A 21,442-nucleotide genomic window follows, 5' to 3' on the forward strand; every position below is an offset into this window, starting at 1 on the left:
TCAGACAAGCAAACCGCCTAATGCGCGGCCGGCTTGAGGATCACCAGCGCGTCGTGGCCGAAGGGATGCTGCTCGACGCGCGTCGTCCCCGTCTGGGCGTCCACGCGCATGGGCAGATGCGCCACGCGCTTGTCCTCGAGATCGAATGCGATCGCCTCCATATCGGCAAACGGCCCATGGAGCTTGAGCGCCGTCGTACGCGGCAGGTAGGCGACCACGCGATCGCCCACGCGCGCAACGCGGATGGCCTCGCGGGCATCGTCCAGCAGCTCTTGGGCGGGCACGACCGCGTGAAAGCCGCCCTCGGTTAAGGAATTGAGCACGTGGGGCACCATGCCATAGTCCCACACGCCAGGGAACTGCAGGCACTCCTGCCAACGGAACGGCATGTCGAAGCCCTCGCCCAACACCGATCCCTTGCTCTGTGCCGTCTGCCAGTTCCATACGCCGTGCGCGCCGTACGTCAGACCCGCCGCGGCGCCCGAGAGGATGCCCGACCAGGCGCTTGCACGACAATCCTGGGCCGTGAAGCGCCAGTACACGTTGCGGCTCGCGCCCATCTGCTCGTAGCAGGGCTCTGAATTCAGCAGGGGCTTTTGGGGATAGCTCGCACGGAAATCCTCGGGGAGCTTCCACGCCTCGCTCTGACCCTCGTAATTATGGCCGGGCTGGTACATGTAGAAGTCCAAACGATCGATGAACCGCTCGGGAATCGTGCGGTTGGCACGGTTGATGTGCATGCACCGAAGGGCGTTCGGCGCCAGCTCGCACACGGCGGAAAGGCCCTCCTCGTAATAGCGAATCGCCTCGTCCGACTTGAAATCGGTATCGCCCGTAACCACGTAGACGGGATCGAACTCGCCAAGATGCCTCACGACGCGCTCGATATGGGGGCGGATCTCGTCGAGCGGCATGACGGGCGCGCCGAGCTTCTGCGCGATCATCGACCCCCACGTACCCGGGATGTAGTTGCACCACAGCAAGACGAGCGCCGGGCGGATACCATACTCGACCGCCATCCGGCACATCTCTCGGGCGCGCTCCCAATACGCCTCGTTGGGGGCAGACCAGTCGAACACCGTCCCGTCCTCGCTGGCGTACGGGTAGATGCCGAGGTCCGGGCGACAGCGATCCCACTGCGGAAGCGTGTTGACCTGCAGCACGTTGATGCCCTGCTCCGCTCGACGCGCGAGGTAGTACTCCCAATCGGACAGTTCGATGCTGGTAAAGGCGCTCCAGCACGTATCCGCCAGCCAAAACCAAGGCTTCCCGTCGAGCGTGAAGCCGTCCTTGCGGTCATTCACCGCGAGCTTGCCAAGTCCCATGCGATTCCCTTCTCTTCTCGACCCGTACCCGTAGTCGAATTATCGGATAGCAGATTCGATAACGAAAGCCCCGCCGGGCGGATGCCGAGCGGGGCCCTGAGTCAATGTAGGCGAGCGGCGGGGGCCATCTCAACCTACTCAGAAATGCGCGTTACACGCTAGGCGAGAGCCGGAGCCTCTTCCTCGTCCATCTCGGCGAGCTCCTCCTTGGAGAAGCCGGTCGCGAACACCACGGCGGCGGCGATGACGAAGGAAATTGCCATGCCGACGATCGCCCACACGGTGTTCATCTGGCCACCCTGCAGGTAGTTGGTGAAGACCAGGAAGTTGGAGGCACCGCCGGCCAGGTAGTAGGTAACACCCATGAGGCCGGAGAACACAGCGCCGATGGCACCGCCAATGAACATGCCGAGCATGGTGCGACGGAAGCGCATGAGGATACCGAAGAGCGCGGGCTCGGTGACGCCACCGGCGATAGCGGAGATGACGTAACCCAGGGCAAGACCCTTCTCGTCCGGGTTCCTCATCTTGAGGAAGGCACCGAAAGCGCAGCCCCAGACAGCGGCCATGGCGCAGTTGGTGGAAACGAAGACGAAGGGATCGTAGCCGGCGGCGATGATCTGAACCTGAGCGAGCAGGATGACGGGCATGTGCATGCCGCAGACCACGAAGAGCTGCCAGAAGGCGCCGAGGACGGCCATGACGATCAGGATGCCGATGCCGCCGAGGTCAGCAAGACCAAAGAGGGCGTTGGCGATGAGGCTGCCGATCTCGTTGCCGATCGGGGCGAGAACGATGAAGGCAATGGGGATAGTGACGATCATGGTGCAGAACGGCGTGAAGACCGTGGACAGCACGTCGGGCATGACCTTCTTAAAGAACTTCTCGACAAAGTAGAGGACCGGCACCGAGAGGATGATCGGCAGGACGGACTGCTGATAGTTGGCAGCGGCGATCTGGATGCCGTAGACGGAGATGATTCCGCCACCCTCCTGAGTCGCGACGCTCACGACGGACGGGGCCATGAGGGCGCCGCCGAGAAGCATGCCCAGAACCGGGGAAGCGCCGAGCTTCTTAGCGGCGGCATAGCCCAGGTAGATGGGGATAAAGGTAAACGTGGCCTCGTACAGGGTGGTGTAGAGGAACGTGTAGGTCGGGTCGGTGTCGGAAAGGACGCCGAGCATGGTGGGGCCGAGGACCGCAGCGATGGTGCGGAACAGACCACCGGCCATGAGCAGCGGAATCAGCTGGGTCATGGAACCCGACAGGTAGTCGAGGATGATGTTGGGCAGGTTCTTGAGCTCGAACTTCTCCTTAGGAGCGTCGAGGTTCTCGTCGACCGCGGCACCCTGCTTGACGCCGGACATGGCGACGAACTCGGCGAGCACCTTGGGCACGTTCTGGCCAATGACGACCTGGAGCTGGCTGCCGGCGAACTGGCAACCCAGAACACCCTTGACCTTCTTGATCTTCTCCACGTCGGCCTTGCTGTTGTCCTTGAGCGTCAGACGCAGGCGCGTCATGCAGTTGGTGGCGACGGCAACATTCTCCGCACCGCCCACGAGCTCGAGGACATCGGTGGCAATCTGCTTGTTATCTACTGCCATGGGACCCCTCCCCATATCATCGTGTGCCTACCCGTTTGGACGTAGGCACGCCTTTGGCCCGGCGACTATAACCCCTTACGGCTGCCGAGCCCTTGGATACGCTGTCGTAAACAATCTGTTTACTGAACGTTTACAGCGTTTAGTTTACACGGAGCGTTGAATTTGTGGTAGTTTTGCCGTTTGCAGTCCGGTGAACGGTAGGAAATCGGGGGTGAAGGTAATTGAATGCCGAGGCATTGCATATAGATCCGTTTATTTATAAATGGTCGTTTACGTGGGATTTTATATAATCTGGCACCTCAATGCCTTGTTGATTCATCAACAAAAGCCCTGTTAGATAGTAGTAGACGAGTGTTTAGTAATTCATTGAGCGTTTGATGCGACCGTTTACCGAGTTCATCTGCTTATTCTCTAATTCTGCTTTACACTAAACATATTTAGATTGTATTGCCGTGATTGTTTAGCACGCGCGGCATAAGGGAGGCAGCTCATGGAACTCAAATCGTGCGCCTACGCAACCGTCACCACCTTGGGCGACTTTGGCCCCTGGATCAGCAAGGTCGTTCTCGACCTGCCCTGCACCGTGCGCGCCAACGATATCGATGCGAGCACTTTCCATATATATGTAGAGCGTCACGAGCGCACGGGCGAGATCCTGATGCGCAAGGAGCATGGCGCCGACCATGCCGCACCCTCCGTGGGTTACATCGATGTTCTCGCCGCGTATCCGTGTGACGAAAACGGCCGCAAGCTCGCCGTGGGCACCCATGTGGCACTCGAGGTCGCCGAGCAGCGCCTGACCAAAAAGATCGAAGGCGGCGTCATGGGCTCGCGCATGCTCGATGACCAGCTGCACATCACGCAGCTCGCAGCTCTTCCCGGCAACGACGGCGACGATCCCACCTGCGGTCTGGCCTTCGACACCTGCCGCGGCGATATCTGCCCCGCGCTCAAGGGCTGGAGCAACGCCACGCAAAAGACCCCCGTCAATGGCATCGCGCTCGAGTACGGCTTCTTCGAGCCCAGCTTTAAGGCCGAGGATTCCGCCTGCTTCAATCCCTTTGCGCCCGAGGCCACGGTCGTGCCCCAGAAGGCCCCGCTCGTGGTGTACCTGCACGGCGCCGGCGAGGGCAAGGGCTCCACGCAGGGCGAGGGCGCCACGCGCGCCTATATCGGCAACCGCGTGACGGCCATTAGCCAGGCGCAAATCCAGCGCTACTTTGGCGGCTTTGCCTGGGTGCTTGTGCCGCAGTCTCCCACGTTTTGGATGGACAACGGCGTCGAGCAGCTCGGCCGCTCCAACCAGAGCATCTACTCCCCCGTGCTCAAGGCGCTCATTGACGAGTTTGTCGCCGAGCATGCCGAGCGCATCGACACCGACCGCATCGTGGTCGCCGGCCTTTCCAACGGCGGCTTTATGACCCTGCGCCTGTGCGCCGACTACCCCGATTTCTTCGCCGCCGGCCTTCCCTGCTGCGCCCCGTGGTACAACGCCACGGACGAGGACGTCGCCGCACTCGCCAAGACGCCGCTGTGGTTTACGCACTCCAAGGGCGACGAGCTCGTGTCGCCGCAGCAGACCGTGCTGCCGCTCACGGCACGCCTGCATGACGCCGGAGCCAACGTGCACCTCACGTACTTTAGCCATGTCGAGGACCTGACCGGACGCTATCGCGAGGCCGACGGCTCGCCTAAGAAGACGTTCAACCACGGCGTGTGGATCCACCAATTCAACGACCTGTGTTATCAAGACTTCGACGGGGGCAACGTACTCATCGACGGCGAGCCGGTGGGCTGCTGGGAGTGGTCGGCCAGAGTTTCGAGGTAGCCATCCCATCGGGGGCCCTGGCCTTTAGTTTTGTAAACGTCCTCGCGCCTGAGCCCCGCCTATCCTGCTCCTTCGGAGCATCGGATAAGCGGGGCCCGCGCTGCGGAGTGTTTACAAAACTAAAGACCAGGGCCCCTAAGTTAACGTTGTTCGAAACGCTGGACGAGCGCTTCCGGCAGCACGCCGGATCGGTGGCGATGGGGGCGTGGGTCCCGTCTTGCCTTGCGCGTAACTGGCTGAATTGATTTTGGTTGGAGCTTTTCTTATGTCCCAGAGTTTGACTCGGGTGATTGTTACTACTGATATGGAAGTCGATGATATGAACTCGCTCGTTCATTTGGCTCTGTATCTTAACTTGCTTGACGTGCAAGCTGTGGTGTATACGGCTTCGCAGTATCACTTTCTTGGGGATGGGGTTCATACGCTGGGCGAGGTGAATTCGCATTGGCGGACCAAAGGGCGTCGCTCTTATGAGTGGGCTGTTGTGCCTCATGAGCCTGATTCGCTGGCCGGCGAGCTTCGCGAGTATCGACCGTTTCCCGAGCATTGGATTGAGAGCCTCTGGAGTAATGAATATGCTCAGGCTTGGCCACAGTTGCAGGCGAATGCGGACGCTGCCGGTGAGTCTCCGTTTCCCACGCCTGCCCAGATGATCGAGCGCACCTTTGTGGGAAATGTTGCCTTTGAGGGTGATGTGGCTGAGGAAACTGAGGGGTCTCGCGTAATTGCTCAGGCGATTTTGGACGATGATCCGCGTACGTTATGGCTGCTCAGCTGGGGTGGCATGAACACCATCGTTCGCGCCCTCATGAGTATTGCCGAGCGTTATCGCGCCACGCCCGAATGGCCTGCCGTGCAGCAGCGGGTCTATCAGAAGGTGCGCGTGATGGGCGTTGCCGATGGCGTAGGGCAGGACAACTCATGGCTCGACCATGGGCGCGAGCTCTTTCCCGAGCTCATCTTTTGGTGCATGCCTTATATGTATGGCGGCTATGTCGATGCCAAGACGGCTCAGCCCGATACGCTGCCGCTGTTTAAGGCCCCTTGGCCCGAGCTGAATCTCACGCAGGGCAACGGCCCCCTCATGGCACGCTATATGCTCTATGGCGACGGTAAGGTCTACGAAAACGAGCCCGAGCGCTTTCAGTTTGGCAAGCATGCCCGTCTGGATTGGGGTCTAGAAGGCATACCCGCGATGCAGTTTGAGCGCGGCGACTTTATGGCCGAAGGCGACAGCATGACCTATATTCCGCTGCTGCCGTTTGGCCTGCGCGGTATTGACGACCGCGACTTCGATACGCTACTCGGCCGCATGTTTCTTGATGGACACCCCGATGCGAAGGCGCCCGCCGATTTTACCTCCATCAGCACGCCCGCAGACGACAATCTCAATCCCTACCTGCGTGCTTATCAGGAAGACTTTGCCGCCCGCGCGCAATGGTGTGCCCATGATCCGGCCATCTGCTCGCATCCGGCGCATGTTGTCGAGGTTGCGACCGACCGCAGTGCTACAGCCGGTGAGCGTGTCGCCCTTTCAGCGACCATCGTCGACCCCGACGGCAGGGGCTTCGATGCGCATTGGGATGTCGCCGTGGACCCGTCGAGCTATGCAGGCGTCCAGGATCTGTCGCTGTGGCATGAATGCGCGATGGACGCCGCTTTCATCGTGCCCGCCGACGCACGACCCGGCGACCGCTTCGTGCTCACCCTCACCGTCCAGACGCGCGCCGAGCGCCCCTGCACCCGCTACGCCCAGGTCGCCGTGACCGTGGCGTAGCAAGGACGGCGTCCACATTCGACAGCCGCCACATTCGACAAGGAGTGTCCCCAACTGCCACTCATTTAAGAACGTCCCCAACTGCCAACTCAGACAGTAGATGTTTAATCTGTTTCGTTAATTGAAATGCGTAAATATGGTTAGTCAAAGAGTTGAAGTTTGGTTAAATAATAACTGTAATTTCGGTTAAACGCACTGGTAAACAATGGTGATAATTATGCCAAAGAAGTACTACACTAGAATTATCGAAAATGAGCTCGACCAGCTGCTGGGCATATTCGGTGCCGTTCTCATCGAAGGACCGAAATGGTGCGGGAAGACGACCACAGCCGAGACCCGTGCGGCGTCCAGGCTCCTTCTCATGGACCCGTCCCGCAACTTCGAGAATCGCTTACGCGCCGAGACTGACCCAGCTCTTGCCGTTTCCGGCGAGGTGCCACGGCTAATTGACGAGTGGCAGGAGGTTCCGAAACTTTGGGACGCGGCACGGTTTGAATGTGACAACCGTGGCGGTGAGCCTGGCCAGTTCATATTTACGGGGTCGGCAACACCGCGAGACGACAAACGTCCGATGCACAGTGGCGCTGGAAGGTTCGCCAAACTGCGCATGGATACCATGACGCTTTTCGAACTTGGGAAATCCAGCGGTGCAGTTAAGCTATCGGGCATTATTTCTGGCAAAAAGTTCAATGGCGCTTTTGGGTCGCTGGATTCTGCCTCGATTGCCGAGTGCGTTGTTCGTGGTGGATGGCCTGCGGCGGTCGGACACGATGCGCGGGCTGCGTCCGCGATGGCCAAACGATACATCGACATAGTTGCCGAAGAAGATTTGTCCCGTGTCGACGGCCCTCGCCGCGACCCTGAAAAGGTCAAAGCTGTCATTGAATCGCTTGCGCGCAATGAATCCACTTTGGCGACACTCAAAACGCTCGTAGCCGATCTTGGTGGAGAGGTGTCGAGACAAACGGCGTCATCATACATATCTCTTCTCGCTCGGGTTAATTTCGTTCGCGATATTCCCGCATGGAACCCTGCAATGAGATCTCCAGTGCACCTAAGAGAATCGAAGAAGCATCATCTCGCTGACCCGTCACTAGCGGCCGCTGCGCTCGGGGCGACTCCGGAGACATTACTTCTGGACTTCAAGACGCTTGGACTGCTTTTTGAATCGTTGGCCCTTCATGATTTGTGGGTTTATGCGCAAGCAAATGGAATGGGTCTCTATCACTATCACGATTCTCGCAATCTAGAGGTCGATGCAGTCATTGCGGCTCCCGGTGGAACGTGGATTCCGATCGAAGTTAAACTCAGCTCTGCTCAAATCGAAGAGGCGTCTGACAGTCTCGTTGCTGTCGAGAAGCGTATGGTCGCTGCCGGAAACAACCCGCCAGTTTCGAAAGTCGCAATCATTGGATTTGGCTCACAAGCCTATGTCACTGACCGCGGCGTCCAAGTTGTTCCGCTGGATGTTCTCGCGCCGTAGTGCAATTGCAAGTTTTAACTTCTTTTGCTTTCTTTCACTTCTTTTAACAAAACGCCCGGTGGGCATTAACTGCTCGCCGGGCGCCTTGGTTAGGACGTTATAAAGCAGGACTTCCGAAACACGGCGGTCAGGTCCGCCTCCTAAGGTCCTGAGGTGCTTGAGATTGGGAGCGACAAGCCCGACGAAGCGTACTTTAGGTACGCGAGGAGGGTTGGAGCCCCAAGGTTGAGTGCCTCAGTGCCCTTAGGCCAGGTCCTCGCCGTTGGTCGCGATGACCTTCTTGTACCAGTCGAAGCTCTTCTTCTTGGAGCGCGCGAGGGTGCCGTTGCCCGCGTCGTCGCGGTCCACGTAGATGAAGCCGTAGCGCTTGGACATCTCGCCCGTACCGGCGGAAACCAGGTCGATGGGGCCCCACGTGGTGTAGCCGAGCAGGTCGACGCCGTCCTCGGTCACCGCATCGCGCATGGCCTCGATGTGCTGGCGCAGGTAGTCGATGCGGTAATCGTCGTTGATGGAGCCGTCCTCCTCGACGACGTCCTTCGCGCCCAGGCCGTTCTCCACCACGAACAGCGGCTTCTGATAGCGGTCGTAGAGGTCGTTGAGGGTGATGCGGAACCCGAGCGGGTCGATGGCCCAGCCCCACTGGCTCTCCTTGAGGTAGGGGTTCTTGGCGCCGGCGAAGGCGTTGCCCTCGGTCTTGGCGGCGTCGGAGCCCTCGCCGGCGGCGCAGCGCGTGGAGTAGTAGCTGAAGGAGATGAAGTCGACCGTGTTCTCAGCCAGGATCTGCTTGTCCTCCTCGGTCATCCCGACGTCGATGCCCTCGCGCTCGAGCTTCTTGAGCGCGTACGCCGGGTAGTAGCCGCGGCTCTGCACGTCCACGAAGAAGTAGTTGTCCTGGTTCTCGAGCTGGGCGGCGCGCACGTCCTCCGGGCGGCAGCTGTAGGGGTAGTAGCTGCCGGCGGCGAGCATGCAGCCGATCTTGACCTCGGGGTCGATCTCGTGGGCGATCTTGGTTGCCCAGGCGCTGGCGACGAGCTCGTTATGGGCGGCCAGGTACTCGACGGCCTCCTTGTCCTCGCCCTCCTCGAACACCAGGCCGGCGCCCATGAACGGCAGGTGCAGGATCATGTTGATCTCGTTGAAGGTGAGCCAGTACTTCACCAGGCCCTTGTAGCGGGTGAAGATCGTGGTCGCGAGGTTCTTGTAGAAGTCGATGAGCTTGCGGTTGCGCCAGCCACCGTATTCCTTGATGAGGTGGATGGGGCAATCGAAGTGCGTGATGGTCACGAGCGGCTCGATGCCGTGCTTCCGGCACTCGCGGAACACGTCCTCGTAGAAGGCGAGGCCGGCCTCGTTGGGCTCGGGCTCGTCTCCGTTGGGGAAGATGCGCGTCCATGCCAGGCTCATGCGGAAGGTCTTGAAGCCCATCTCGGCGAAGAGGGCGATGTCCTCCTTGTAGTGGTGGTAGAAGTCGATGCCGCTCTGCGCGGGGTAGTAGTAGCCGTCCTCGAAGTCGAGCATCTTGCGCACGCCGGCGCCCACGGCGAAGCGCTCGGGGCCGTGCGGCATCACGTCGACGTTGGCCAAGCCGCGGCCATCCACGTTGTAGGCACCTTCGCACTGGTTGGCAGCCGTTGCGCCGCCCCACAGGAAGTCTTTACGGAAAGCCATGCATCAACCCTTTCACACGCTGTTTGTCGTAGTTTCAGTATCCCCGCAAACGGGCCTCTCTCAACAACAGCAGCGCAGGCCGACACTTCTTTTCGCGCGCAGGCGCTCGGCAGCTGCCCCCGTCTGACACTTTTTGATACCTGCCCGCCCAAACCACCACAAAGGGGACAGGCACCTTTGCGGCGGATTGGGCACGGTTTGTCTCGATCTGTAACAGTTAGGCAGCCAAAACCGGGCCTGGCGTTACAGGTCGAGATTTTCGGGCGGGCCCCTGCGGTTTGTCTAAATCTGTAACAGGTAGAGACGATTTAGCCCGCTAGATGTTACAGATCGAGACAGAAGATTCTAGTCGCAGGTGATGTCGAGGTTTTGCCGGTGAAGCCTACGTGACCGCCTTCGCTCAACAACTCATTTGACTAAATAGGAAAGAAAGGAAAAAATAGGAAAAAAAGGAAAGGAGACTTATGACTGAACCCATCTTCTCCCCCTCATTTGGAAATCGCCCCTCTTATCTAGTCGGGCGCGAAACGGTAATTTCGACATTCATATCCGGCCTTGAGCAGGAGCCGGGCAATCGCGACCGAGCCATGCTCATGCTTGGTCAGCGAGGCAGCGGCAAGACAGTTCTTCTGTGGGAACTTGCCGATCGCGCACGCAAGCTCGGCTTCGTTGTCGCCACGCCTACCGTGGCCTCCGAGGATATGCTCGAGCGCATTGTTGAGAAAATCCAAGAGGCAGGCGAGCCTTACGTCAACAAACGCTATCTTCCCAAATTCACGGGTGGCAGCCTGAGTGTTTTTGGGTTCTCGGCAGGCCTCGAGTTCACACGAGACGTGCAGGAGACCAAGAGTTTTCAGTTCAAACTCACGCAGCTTGCGCGCAAACTGACCGAGCAGGAACACGGCATCCTCATCCTCATCGACGAGCTCCAGGCAAATTCGCCTGAGATTAGACAGCTCGTCACCGCCTATCAAGAACTGGTCGGCGAACGACTCAACGTCGCACTCGTCATGGCGGGCCTTCCGGGAGCCGTCTGCGCAACACTCAATGACCGCGTGCTGACGTTTCTCAACCGCGCTCGCAAGGTCACGCTCGAACCGCTTTCGGTCGGAGATGTCGACGCCTATTACCAGCGGGCTTTCGAAGAGCTCTGCCTTGATATTCCAAGCCATCTTCGCCTCTGTGCCGCTCGCGCGACCCAAGGCTCACCCTATATGCTGCAGCTCATCGGCTATAACATCGCCAATCGTTGCAAGGCTGGAGAACGTGCAGCGCGCGAGCAAATCGACGGAGCCATCGAAGCGTCGAAGGTCGATTTCGAAAACGATGTCTGCGAAACGACGCTCGCCGCGTTATCGGACCAAGACGTCGCGTTTCTCTCCGCAATGACTGATGACAAAGACGCCGTGTCTCGCATTTCTGATGTTGCGAAGCGCATGTCAGTCACACCCGACTATGCGCAAAAGTATCGCCGGCGCCTCATCGACGCCGGCGTTATCGAACAGGCGCGCCGCGGTTACGTGCGCTTCGCCGTCCCATATATGGCTGATTACCTGAGCAGCCAGCTCTAGGCAACCACCACGAAGGAGACAGGCACCTTTGTGGTGGCTTGGGCAGTTGCGGTGAAATACTTCCTGTTTTGCGGCCCGCGGTGCCTAAACAGGAAGTATTCCACCGCAAGTTAATGCAGTTAGTCGCGGGTGATGTCGAGGTTCTTGCCGATGAGGCCTACGTAGCCACCCTCGGCAGCCTTGAGGCTGTCAGCATGGCAGAGAACCCACTTGTCAGCCTTCCAGTAGCAGTAGCTGTCACCGGCAGCAGGCATGTCGGTTGCAGCCTCGGGGCGCGGGCCATTGGTGCCAGCGGGCAGCGCCACCATCACCTGGAAGCCACCGTCGTCGACCATGCACGGCGTGTAGTGCAGCGTGGTGTTGAAAACCTCGACAACCTTGCCCGCCGGCACGCGGAACGCCTTGACCTGAGCGGTGTCGAGCTTGCCGTCCTCGATCTCCCAGCGATGCGCCACAAGCAGGATAAAGTCGCGGGCGCCCAGGTTAAACTCGCTGGCGCGGTGATACTCCAGACAGTTGAGCTGTGTGTTGTGGCCGTTGCACCAGCCCAGCTGGAAAGGACGGCCGCCAAACATGAGAAAGCCCAGTTTATCGGCACCCTTGACGCCCTCGAGCTCCGACGCGCTTTCCACGTACTTGCTGCCCTCGGGGATGGGCGTGGCCGCAAGCGCCTCGACAAGCGGGGCGGTCAGGCTGGACGGCACGTCATCCCACACGCGACCATAGGATTTGAACTCGGGATCTGATACAGAGTAGATATGCATGTTCGCACCTGTTCGTTTATGTGACAGTATGAACATTCTAGAACATCATTCATCCACGACCACGATCAATACCGAAAACATTGCATGACGAAATCACCCGCTCAAAAAGCGACATGCAGCTTCCTAGTCGAGATAATCTTTAAGAAACTCAATAACGCTCATACACCAGTAGTCGGTCTCCGGCGCATGGGGCTTCATCAATGCGTGCCCCCCTTCTGAATACATGACTCCCTCATGGTGTACTCCAGCTGCATCCAGAGCATCGACCATCTTTTCATAATTGTCGGGCGATACAATATCATCGTCAGCGCATTGCCAAAGATATGTCGGAGGATACTGCTCCCACACATGCTGATTAATACAGAAATCATCGAGCGAGTCGCGACCAGCCCCGCCGCACACCGAATCAAGAAATCTATTGTCTGATGCGTTCTCAAAGCCATGAAGATCAATCGGTGCATAACACAGGGCCAAGGCTTTTGGCGCCTCGCATCCGTAGGACGCAAATCCCTTGTTGTCCGTCCCCCACTCGGCAGTTAAATGCGCACCAGCAGAAAAGCCGATAACTGCATAACTTTTTGCGACATTAAATATCGCTGAATTCTCCAGGACAAAACGGACGGCTCGATTTAAATCGTCGATTGGGCGCGGCATCAAAGGCTCGACCCTCACCCTGTATGACAGCACGAACACGTTATAGCCCGCATCGTTGAGCTCGGGGGCAACGGGAAAGCCTTCCACTTGATGACAAACGCTCTGATAACCTCCGCCCGAAACCGCAATGATAAAGGGAGCCCTAGGTCTCCCGGGAAAGAAGAACAGTTTCGTATTGCGCCGAGTCGGATCACGGATGCAGTCGGCTTCATCCCAAATATCGTAGGCAACCTGCCTCCCGTCATCCACGAGCTCGACAATTCGATTCAATCCACGCAAAACACGAGCAGTTTCATATGGATTAGCATCAGAATTCATATGAGACACAATGGGTTTATTCCACATGCGCTCCCAAGTTGAAGGCCGGCAAAGCATAAGGTGCTCGCCAAAGCCAGCGAACTCAGGAAGGAGCGCGATTTCGCCAAACGTCATATCGGCAGTAATTGTCATAGCCAGTCACTCCAAAAATGAGGGTGGGCTCGCGTGAATCAACGGCAAGCCCACCACATGCAATCTGCCGCGGGGTTTTCGGCAGCTTACATCCCGAATAATTGTCTACTCCACTACTGCCTCTTCATCAGGGCGATACAGGATGTAAACGAGAACGAAGTTAAGAATTAAACCGACGACATTGCAAAGAATTGCGCCGATGAGGCTGCTCATATCACCAGAAGGATCCATATAACCGGGAAAGCTAAAAATGCCGCTCGACGTCATAACGAACGTACAGGTGTTGAAAATCGCCGGAATAACAGCACTGATTGCTCCGGCGACCATGGAAGCGATAATGATCTTCTTGTGCTCCAAGATGATGCCGTACAGCGCCGGTTCCGTAATCCCGAAAAAGCCCGTAATGGCACAGCTGAACCCAAGACTCTTTTCACTCGGGTCCTTCGAGCGGAGGGCAAACGCCAAACAAGCGCCGACAACACCCATGCTGCAGCAGAGAAGTCCAAGGATAGGATCGGAGCCGACGGTCATAATATTGTTGATGGAAAGCACGATCAGGGCCCAATGGAGTCCAAGGGGGATCATAACGAGACCGAATATCGGCCCGAGAATAACGCCGCAAAGGACGGGGCTGAACTGATAGACCGCCAGCACTGCAGCCGCAAGCAAAGAGCTCGCCTGCTGAATAACGGGGCCGATCACAAGGAGCGAGACGGGGGCGACAACAGCAACCGTCAGGAACGGGACGAGCGCAAATGCCACAACATCGGGAAGAACCGCCCGCAGCCACTTATTAAGAACGGATGCGAACCAAGCCGCCACGATAGCAGGAAACACCGTGGAGGAATAGCTCACCATTGTGAACTTCATGCCGAGCAAATCCAGCGCATCGCCCGCTCCGGCCGCAGCAACGAAAGTCGGATAAACCAGGATTGCGCCGAGTACCGCACCGATATATCGATCGGTTCCAAAGAACTGAGCAGCAGATGATCCGACAAGAACGGGCAGGAAATACATGCAGGCATTTCCCATGCCGTACAGCAGAGTGTATATTCCGCTCTCGGCGGAAACAGCACCCGCCGTCGTCAGAATACTAAGGATGGCGTTTATCATTCCGCATGCGATCAAGGCAGGAAGAACGGGCATCATGATGCCGCTGATGAACTTCATTAACTTTCCCAGCAAGCCCTTAGTCTCTCCTTCGCTTGCCTCGGAATCTCCGGCATCAATCCCGGTTTCCTTGGCAACGATTTCATAGACCTTATCGACCTTAGGTCCCACAATCACCTGATATTGCCCCGCGGAATGGCGAATGTCGATCACGCCATCAATCGCCTTGACTTTTGCATCGTCTACGATGCTTTCGTCCTTAAGGTTGAACCTTAAACGAGTCATGCAGTGAGCTACAAATGTAACGTTGTCTGCGCCGCCCACCATCTCGAGAATCTCGGCAGCGAGCTTGGTTGTATCCGCCATAAATACCATTTCTCCCATGTTGAGTTTTATATGTAACCATCAGCAAAGCGCGCGCCTTTGCCAACTAATTACCTTGTTTTCGATGCAATTCGATTGATGTGCATCATGAGGTAGAGTCTTTCTTCGTCTATAAGTTCCCGCCCCGTCAGCCGGCTGAGAACAGAAGCAATATCATCGGCGCACATTGATGCCACCGGATATTCTTTTTTGAGCGAGAGGTACATCTTGCGGTTGTCGCTCACGATGCTTTCGCCAGAGTTCAACCTATTGAATAAGTACTGAAGATGGGTTGCGAACCTTGCGAAATCGAAACCTTCCCGATCAACTTGAATGCCAAGCCGATTTTCAACAGCAACGGTTGACTCCTCCAGAACACGATCGTAGATATCCGCGCTAAACTCTTTAACTACTTCGCATGAGTCCGAATCGGCCATGTTATTGATAAACGCCATGGCAATTCCAACTGCCTCATGAGCTGGAAGCCTAACGTTAAGACGTTTCCTGATTATCCTAAGTGCATACTCGCCGATTTTAAATTCGACGGGATATTGTTGGCGGACATCAAACGATAAAGGCATGCGGACAACGATTTTTTGCTCTTTGCGCTTAACCGCATACGCGATATGGTCCGCAAGGATAAACGGCAAATTAGGGCTCACCTCATAAGGCAGCAAACCTGTCGACATATCAATAACATCCGAGGTAAGCTCGAGAAGCTCGTCGGGGACCTCGTCAACGAGAGCGATGTAGCGAGAGCTAACGTTATAAAACGTTCGTTGAATCTCCGAAAGAGGGACCTCATCTCCGACATTCTTAAACCCCAGACCACGGCCGAATGCAACCAACTGTCTGCCATTTCCATCGACACAGAGGACAGCGCTGGTATTAATTCGTTTAACAATTTCCATGTGCCCCCCTAAACAGAACAAGGCTCCCGAAGCAGAATCCGACAATCAATGTCAACAGATGCTGCTTCAGGAGCCTTGCCTGAATATCACTCTGAGAACTAGTTTAAGCGAGCTAGTGCTAATGACCTCGAATAAACACTTCTAAACAGTTAAACGGTCGATATCTCCGTGTGAACGGTTTGAAGGCAGAGGGCGGCCCTATGCCTGCTGGTAGTGCAGGTGCTTCTCGTCGATATCGGCCAGGTTGCGGTCGAGATAGCGACGCGCGAGCCAGTTTGCCATGGGGAGGTTCTGGTCCAGGTAGTTGCCGCACTCTTCGGGAGCGGCTCCGGGGACATCGCCCTCAAAGTCGGCGACAAACTCAAACAGCTCGCGCACGAGCGGCAGGATCTCCTCGCTCGTCACTTCGCCAAATACGACGAGGTAAAAGCCCGTGCGGCAGCCCATGGGGCCAAAGTAGACAATGCGGCTCGACCACTCGGCATGGTTGCGAAGGAACGTCGCGCCCAGGTGCTCGATGGTGTGGCACTCGGCCGTGTTCATGACCGGCTCCTTGTTGGGCGTGGTCAGGCGCAGGTCAAACGTGGTGACGGCAGCACCGGTCGCCGGATCGCGGTCGATGCGGCTCACATACACGCCAGGCTCAAGCAGCAGATGGTCAACGGAAAAACTCGCGATGCGCTCCATGGCAGATCCTCTCGGTAGTCAATTTAGGACGGGGCTCTTTTAGCTGGTTCGAATGGTCGCACCAATCATACCAGTCAAAAAAGCCCCGTCCCAAATTGACCACCTGGGACGGGGGTCAATGAGTTTTTAATCCCCGTCCCAGAAAAATCCTTGGGCGACGCGCAGCCGCCTAGGCAGTGTACGAGATGGTGGCGGCTACGGCGTGGCGCCAGCCGGCGATCTTTTTGGATCGCTCGCCGGCGGGCATCGACGGCTCCACGATGCCGCGAACGCCGTAGACGTCAACGACGTCGCGCGTGTACATGCCCAGCGCAATGCCGCAGGTCCAGGCCGCACCCAGACCGCTCATCTCGTCGTTGCTCGCAATGCGGATGGGCGAGCCGACCAGGTCGCTCTCAAACTGCATCAGGTACGCGTCGCGCGTGGGGCCGCCGTCAACACGAAGCTCGGCCAGTGCCGCACCCGAATCCTCGACCATCGCATCAATCACGTCAAAGATTTGATAGGCGATCGACTCGTCGGCGGCCTTCACGAACTCCGCGCGACCCGTGGTGCGCGTCATGCCAAAGACGCAGCCCTCGGCGTCACTCGCCCAGTGCGGCGCGCCCAGACCGGTAAACGCCGGCACAAAGTAGACGCGGCTCGCCGGATTGGCGGCGTAGCACAGGTCGGTAACTTCCTCGGGGTTATTGATGAGCTCCAGATCGTCGCGCAGCCACGTCTTGACGGCGCCGGCGTAGCTCACGTTGCCCTCGAGCACGTACTCGGTCACGCCGTCCATGCGCCATCCAAGCGAGCTCGAAAGCCCGTGCGAGCTGGCGACGAACTCGTCGCCGACGTTCATCATGACCGAGCTGCCGGTGCCATAGGTCGCCTTGGCCATGCCGCGGCTATGGCAGCCCTGCGCAAACAAGGCGGCATGGCTGTCGCCGAGCACGCCGTGAATGGGCACGGGTGCCGGCAAAAAGCCGCCCAGGTCCGTCATGCCGAACAGGCCATCGGAATCGGTCACCTGCGGCAGGCAGGCCACGTCAACGCCAAAGGCCTCGCACACCGGCTCGCTCCAGCAACCACGGCGCAGGTCAAAGAGCTGCGTGCGGCTGGCGTTGGACCAGTCGCAGCGGAACTCCGCGCCGCCCGTGAGCGTCCAGACCACCCAGGCATCGATGGTACCCAGGCACAGCTCGCCCGCCGCGGCAGCCTCGGCAGCAGCGGGAACGTTCGCGAGGATCCAGGCCATCTTGCCCGCCGGGTAGTAGGGCGAGAGCACCAGACCCGTCGTGTCACGCACCAGCTCGGCCACACCCTCGCGCGCGGCCAGCTTGTCGCACAGCTCGCGGGCGCGGGCGCACTGCCACACCACGGCGTCGCACAGCGGCTCGCCCGTCGCGCGGTTCCAGGCAACGGTGGTCTCGCGCTGGTTGGAGATGCCGATGCCGGCGATGTCGGCCGGATCGACCCCGGTCTCCTCCACCACAGCGCGCGCCACGGCCAGCACATTGGCGGCAATCTCGGCCGGATCATGGCTCACCCAACCGGCCTCGTTGACAATCTGGCGATGCGAGCGGTCGGCACGATGAATCAAATGGCCGCCCTCGTCCACCAGCAGCGCCTTGGTGCCCTGCGTGGATTGATCGATTCCGATGATGTAGCGGCCCATGGCCACCCCTTTCAAAACGAATGTGACAAAGGGACGGTCCCTTTGTCACATTCCAGTTACTCTGCGGGCAGGAACTCGGCGACCGTCTTTGCGATTCCGGCACCCGTCAGGCCGTAGTGCGCAAAGACCTCGGGGCTCGTGCCGGTGATGACCGGCGCGTCGGGCAGGGAGAGGCACTTGACCGGACGCGGGCAATGCTCGCCCACAACCTGCGCGACCATGGAGCCCAAGCCGCCGAAGGGGCTGTGCTCCTCGACCGTCACCACCGCGCGGGCGGAGCGGACGGCCTCCTCAACCGCCTCGGCATCGAACGGCTTGACGCAGTACATGTCGAGCACGGTGGCAGAGACGCCCTGCTCGGCGAGCAGGTCGGCGGCGTCAACGGCATGGCGCACCATCTCGCCCGTGGCGACGATCGCCACGTCCGCCCCGCGGCGCACCCACGTGGCGCGATCCATCTCGAACGGGCAGTCATCCTCGGCGTACACGTCCTCGACGGGGTTGCGACCCACGCGCACGTAGGCCGGCTTGTCATCGCGCACCAGCTCCTGCATGAGCGCGGCGGTTTGGAATCGGTCGCTCGGCAGGTACACGCGCATGTTGGGGATCGCGCTCATAGCGGCGATGTCCTGCGCGGAGTGATGGCTCATGCCCAGCGCGCCGTAGCTCACGCCTCCCGATATGCCGATGAGCTTGACGTTGGTGTTCGAGTACGCGACGTCGACCTTGCACTGCTCATAGGAGCGCGTGGTGAGGAAGCACGCCGGGCTCGCGGCGAAAGGCCGCTTGCCCATCGCGGCCATGCCGGCGGCGGTGCTCACGAGGTTCTGCTCGGCGATTCCCATCTCGACGGAGCGCTCGGGATACTCATCGAAAAACGGCGTGAGCGATGCCGATCCGCGAGAGTCGGAGCAGAGCACCACCACATCCTCGTCGTGGGCAGCCGCAGCGAGGAGCTCGTCGCAAATGACCTTGCGGTTGGGGATGGAGTTAGGCATGGCAGGCCTCCTTGTGGGCGGAGAAATCGGCGATGATCTGGGCATACTCCTCGGCATTGGGCAGGTGGTGATGCCAGCCGGCCTTGTCCTCCATGATCGGGGAGCCGTAGCCCTTCACCGTGTTGAGGATGATCACCGTGGGCTTTCCCTTGGTGCGCGACGCCAGGCCGAGCGCCTCGTCGATCGCGGCGACGTCGTTGCCGGGGATGGACAGCACGTTCCAGCCGAACGACGCCCAGCGCTCCTCCTGTGAGTCCTGCTTCATCACGTCCTCGGTGCAACCCGAGATCTGCAGGCGGTTGCGGTCCACGAGCGCGCACAGGTTGTCGAGCGCGTAGTTGCCGCCGCTCATGGCGCCCTCCCACACGGAGCCCTCGGCGAGCTCGCCGTCGCCCATGATGGTGTAGACGCGCGTGGGCCGCTTGTCCATGCGGGCGGCGAGCGCCATGCCCACGGCCACGGGAAGGCCGTGGCCCAGCGAGCCGGAGTTCATCTCGATGCCGGGCAGCTTGTTGTTGGGGTGCCCGATATAAGGGCTTCCGAACTGGGAGAACCGGGCCTTGACGTCATCGAGGTCGAGATATCCCTCATGGCAAAGCACCGCGTAATACGCCTCCATGGCGTGCCCCTTGGACAGGACGAACCGGTCGCGGTCGGGGTCGTCCACGCGGTCCGGCGCGATGTTCAGATGGCGCGCGTACAGGACCATGAGCGCGTCGATCACGCTCATGTCGCCGCCAATGTGACCGCCCTTGCCGGCCATGATAATGTCGACGCAGTCGCGGCGCAGGTCCCACCGCAGCGTCTCAAGCTCCTCGATAGTTGCCACAGATAACTCCTTTCAGGAGAGCGCCCCATATGAGGCCTTCGCGTTTCCACAGTGCCCGAGATTTGGGCGAAAGAGGAGCGAAGCGTACTTCGGTACGTGAGCGACGATTGAGCCCGAAGATCGGGTGCTGTGGTAGCGCGCCGGCACGTTCCGACCGAGTAGCCCCGTTACTCACCGCGCAGGTAGGCGCGAACCTCCTCCTCGATGGGGTCGTAGAGATCCGGCTTGACGCCGATGTACTTGCACGCCTCGTATAGCACCGGCACGACGTCGGCATGGATGGCGACGCAATGGTGGATGTAGGGCCCCTCGACGATCTTGGTCTCGAGGCGCTTGAGGTTGTCCACCTCGACCCACAGGTAGGTGCCCATGCCCTTGGGGCCGTCGATGCCACGGGCGCGGCCGAGCAGCATCGAATACTCGCCGTTGTCGCCATCGAACCGGCAGAGGGTCAACTCGCCGTGCTTGGCTTCGGCCGTCAGCGCGCCGGGGTGATCGAAGGCCAGCGGGTAGGTGAGCTTGGGCTTGACGGCCGCGCAGCTGCAGGGCCAGGGGCCGCAGTGCTGCAGCAGCTCGCCGTTCTCGTTGTCGGGATGGCGGACCGTCCAGTCAGCAAACATGCCGCGATGGCGGCCCAGGTCGGCGGCCTCGACGAGCAGCGCGGTGATGGCGCCGTGGATGTCGGTCTCGCAGACGACGGGGATACCCATCTCGTTGAGGATGGCGTTGGCGGCGCAGGGCATAATGCCCAGCTCGTCCTGCAGGGCGTTCCAGCACTGGATGGCGCCGGCGTTGCAGCCGTACTTCTCGACCAGACGCTTCATGGCGATGGCGAGTCCTGCGACCGCGGGGACCTTGTCCTCGGGGATGCAGATCTCAAAGCTGTCGGCGATGTGGGCGAGCATGGCGGCCATGGCTTGCTCGTCGGCCTGGGCGTCGCGCACGGCCTGAACAAGCTCGGTCATGGGGATGGGCGAAAGCTGGATGTTGAACTTCTCGAGCAGCTCGCCCTCGTTGCACATGGTCGACCAGAAGTCGAACGGGCGGGTGGCCATCTGCAGGATGCGGGTGTGCTTGAAGGTCTTAACGACGTTGCACACGGCCAGGAAGTCCCAAACGCCGCGCTCGAACTCGGGATCAGTCAGGCGGCAGTTGGTCATGTAGGTGAAGGGGACCTGGAAGCGGCGCAGGACCTTGCCGGTGGCGAACAGGCCGCACTGGCTGTCGCGCAGGCGGGTGCCATCGGGCTCGGGGCGCTCGTCGCGCGGGCCCCACAGCAGCACGGGCAGACCGAGCTCGCGGGCAAGGCGGGCGCAGACGTACTCGGTACCAAAGTTGGCGTGGCACAGCATGATGCCGTCGACGCCCTCGGCGCGGAACTTCTTGACGATAGGCTCGATATGGCTGTCGTCGAACAGCAGGCCCTCGTCGTTGATGTCGTCGATATCAACGATGTCGACGCCGATCTCGCGCAGACGGTCAGCCGTCAGACCACGATACTTGATCGCGTCCGGCGCGCTAAAGATGCTGCGGCGCGTAGGCACAAAACCGAGCTTGATCTTATCCATGTACGTCCTCCCCTAGTCACATGTTCAGTAAACAGACTCATGTTTCGTTTTGTTCTGTTTACTAAATGTTTTACTCTTTTGTTTATTAGTTTAGCGCGAAATACCTGTAAACGGTAGAGAAATCAGCCTAAACGGTATGTAAACGTTCTGAACATACAGGGGGAACAAAAAAAGAGGGCCCCAAAG

16 protein-coding genes are annotated in these 21,442 nt (G+C 59.2%); 4 read left to right on the top strand and 12 right to left on the bottom strand.

All coding sequences use genetic code 11. From position 1 onward, the window contains the following. Window positions 1–17: 17 nt before the first annotated feature. Complete coding sequence (locus tag ACX9NZ_RS07440; RefSeq protein ID WP_294123614.1) at window positions 18–1,325, bottom strand: apiosidase-like domain-containing protein; 1,308 nt, start codon at window positions 1,323–1,325, stop codon at window positions 18–20. 158 nt (window positions 1,326–1,483) lie between these two features. Next, complete coding sequence (locus ACX9NZ_RS07445) at window positions 1,484–2,932, bottom strand: PTS transporter subunit EIIC (protein ID WP_118652445.1); 1,449 nt, start codon at window positions 2,930–2,932, stop codon at window positions 1,484–1,486. 490 nt (window positions 2,933–3,422) lie between these two features. Between ACX9NZ_RS07445 and ACX9NZ_RS07450 the strand changes: the two genes are divergently transcribed. From ACX9NZ_RS07450 to ACX9NZ_RS07460, 3 genes are all read left to right on the top strand, one after another. After that, window positions 3,423–4,760, top strand: a complete 1,338-nt coding sequence (locus ACX9NZ_RS07450; protein ID WP_118652443.1) for a prolyl oligopeptidase family serine peptidase — start codon at window positions 3,423–3,425, stop codon at window positions 4,758–4,760. A gap of 265 nt (window positions 4,761–5,025) precedes the next feature. Continuing rightward, on the top strand, window positions 5,026–6,537 hold the full coding sequence (locus ACX9NZ_RS07455; RefSeq protein ID WP_118652441.1) for a nucleoside hydrolase-like domain-containing protein: 1,512 nt from the start codon (window positions 5,026–5,028) through the stop codon (window positions 6,535–6,537). A 217-nt stretch (window positions 6,538–6,754) separates the two neighbouring features. Next, window positions 6,755–8,020 carry an ATP-binding protein gene (locus ACX9NZ_RS07460; protein WP_158574784.1) on the top strand — a complete coding sequence of 422 codons (1,266 nt, stop codon included), beginning with the start codon at window positions 6,755–6,757 and terminating at the stop codon, window positions 8,018–8,020. 243 nt (window positions 8,021–8,263) lie between these two features. Here ACX9NZ_RS07460 and ACX9NZ_RS07465 read toward each other — a convergent pair whose 3' ends face one another. Next, the gene (locus tag ACX9NZ_RS07465; RefSeq protein ID WP_407496654.1) at window positions 8,264–9,691 is read right to left on the bottom strand and encodes a 6-phospho-beta-glucosidase; all 1,428 of its coding nucleotides are present in this window, start codon (window positions 9,689–9,691) and stop codon (window positions 8,264–8,266) included. A gap of 464 nt (window positions 9,692–10,155) precedes the next feature. Here ACX9NZ_RS07465 and ACX9NZ_RS07470 point away from each other — a divergent pair, with 464 nt between their 5' ends. Then, window positions 10,156–11,262 carry an ATP-binding protein gene (locus tag ACX9NZ_RS07470; RefSeq protein ID WP_407496656.1) on the top strand — a complete coding sequence of 369 codons (1,107 nt, stop codon included), beginning with the start codon at window positions 10,156–10,158 and terminating at the stop codon, window positions 11,260–11,262. Window positions 11,263–11,381: 119 nt separating this feature from the next. Here the strand turns inward: ACX9NZ_RS07470 and ACX9NZ_RS07475 are convergent, their stop codons facing one another. From ACX9NZ_RS07475 to ACX9NZ_RS07515, 9 genes are all read right to left on the bottom strand, one after another. Beyond that, a complete protein-coding gene (locus tag ACX9NZ_RS07475) occupies window positions 11,382–12,026 on the bottom strand; it encodes a DUF4867 family protein (RefSeq protein WP_407496658.1) in 645 nt (214 codons plus the stop codon). 123 nt (window positions 12,027–12,149) lie between these two features. Beyond that, window positions 12,150–13,130, bottom strand: a complete 981-nt coding sequence (locus ACX9NZ_RS07480) for an alpha/beta hydrolase (RefSeq protein ID WP_407496660.1) — start codon at window positions 13,128–13,130, stop codon at window positions 12,150–12,152. Between the two features lie 105 nt (window positions 13,131–13,235). Beyond that, complete coding sequence (locus ACX9NZ_RS07485) at window positions 13,236–14,606, bottom strand: PTS transporter subunit EIIC (protein WP_407496662.1); 1,371 nt, start codon at window positions 14,604–14,606, stop codon at window positions 13,236–13,238. A 68-nt stretch (window positions 14,607–14,674) separates the two neighbouring features. Next, entirely contained in the window at window positions 14,675–15,514 is an 840-nt protein-coding gene (locus ACX9NZ_RS07490) for a PRD domain-containing protein (protein WP_407496664.1), read from the bottom strand. 198 nt (window positions 15,515–15,712) lie between these two features. Beyond that, on the bottom strand, window positions 15,713–16,201 hold the full coding sequence (locus ACX9NZ_RS07495; RefSeq protein WP_407496666.1) for an S-ribosylhomocysteine lyase: 489 nt from the start codon (window positions 16,199–16,201) through the stop codon (window positions 15,713–15,715). 169 nt (window positions 16,202–16,370) lie between these two features. Beyond that, entirely contained in the window at window positions 16,371–17,861 is a 1,491-nt protein-coding gene (locus tag ACX9NZ_RS07500; protein WP_407496668.1) for an FGGY family carbohydrate kinase, read from the bottom strand. A gap of 56 nt (window positions 17,862–17,917) precedes the next feature. Continuing rightward, window positions 17,918–18,859: a transketolase family protein gene (locus ACX9NZ_RS07505; protein WP_407496670.1), complete on the bottom strand. Its 942-nt coding sequence runs from the start codon at window positions 18,857–18,859 to the stop codon at window positions 17,918–17,920. Next, window positions 18,852–19,688 (bottom strand): transketolase, encoded by an 837-nt coding sequence (locus ACX9NZ_RS07510; RefSeq protein ID WP_407496672.1) that lies wholly within the window; start codon window positions 19,686–19,688, stop codon window positions 18,852–18,854. Before ACX9NZ_RS07510 ends, ACX9NZ_RS07505 begins: the two co-directional genes overlap by 8 nt. Before the next feature lie 167 nt (window positions 19,689–19,855). Next, a complete protein-coding gene (locus ACX9NZ_RS07515; RefSeq protein ID WP_407496674.1) occupies window positions 19,856–21,256 on the bottom strand; it encodes an L-fucose/L-arabinose isomerase family protein in 1,401 nt (466 codons plus the stop codon). Window positions 21,257–21,442: the final 186 nt, after the last annotated feature.

Source organism: Collinsella sp. BM28, from assembly GCF_054551995.1.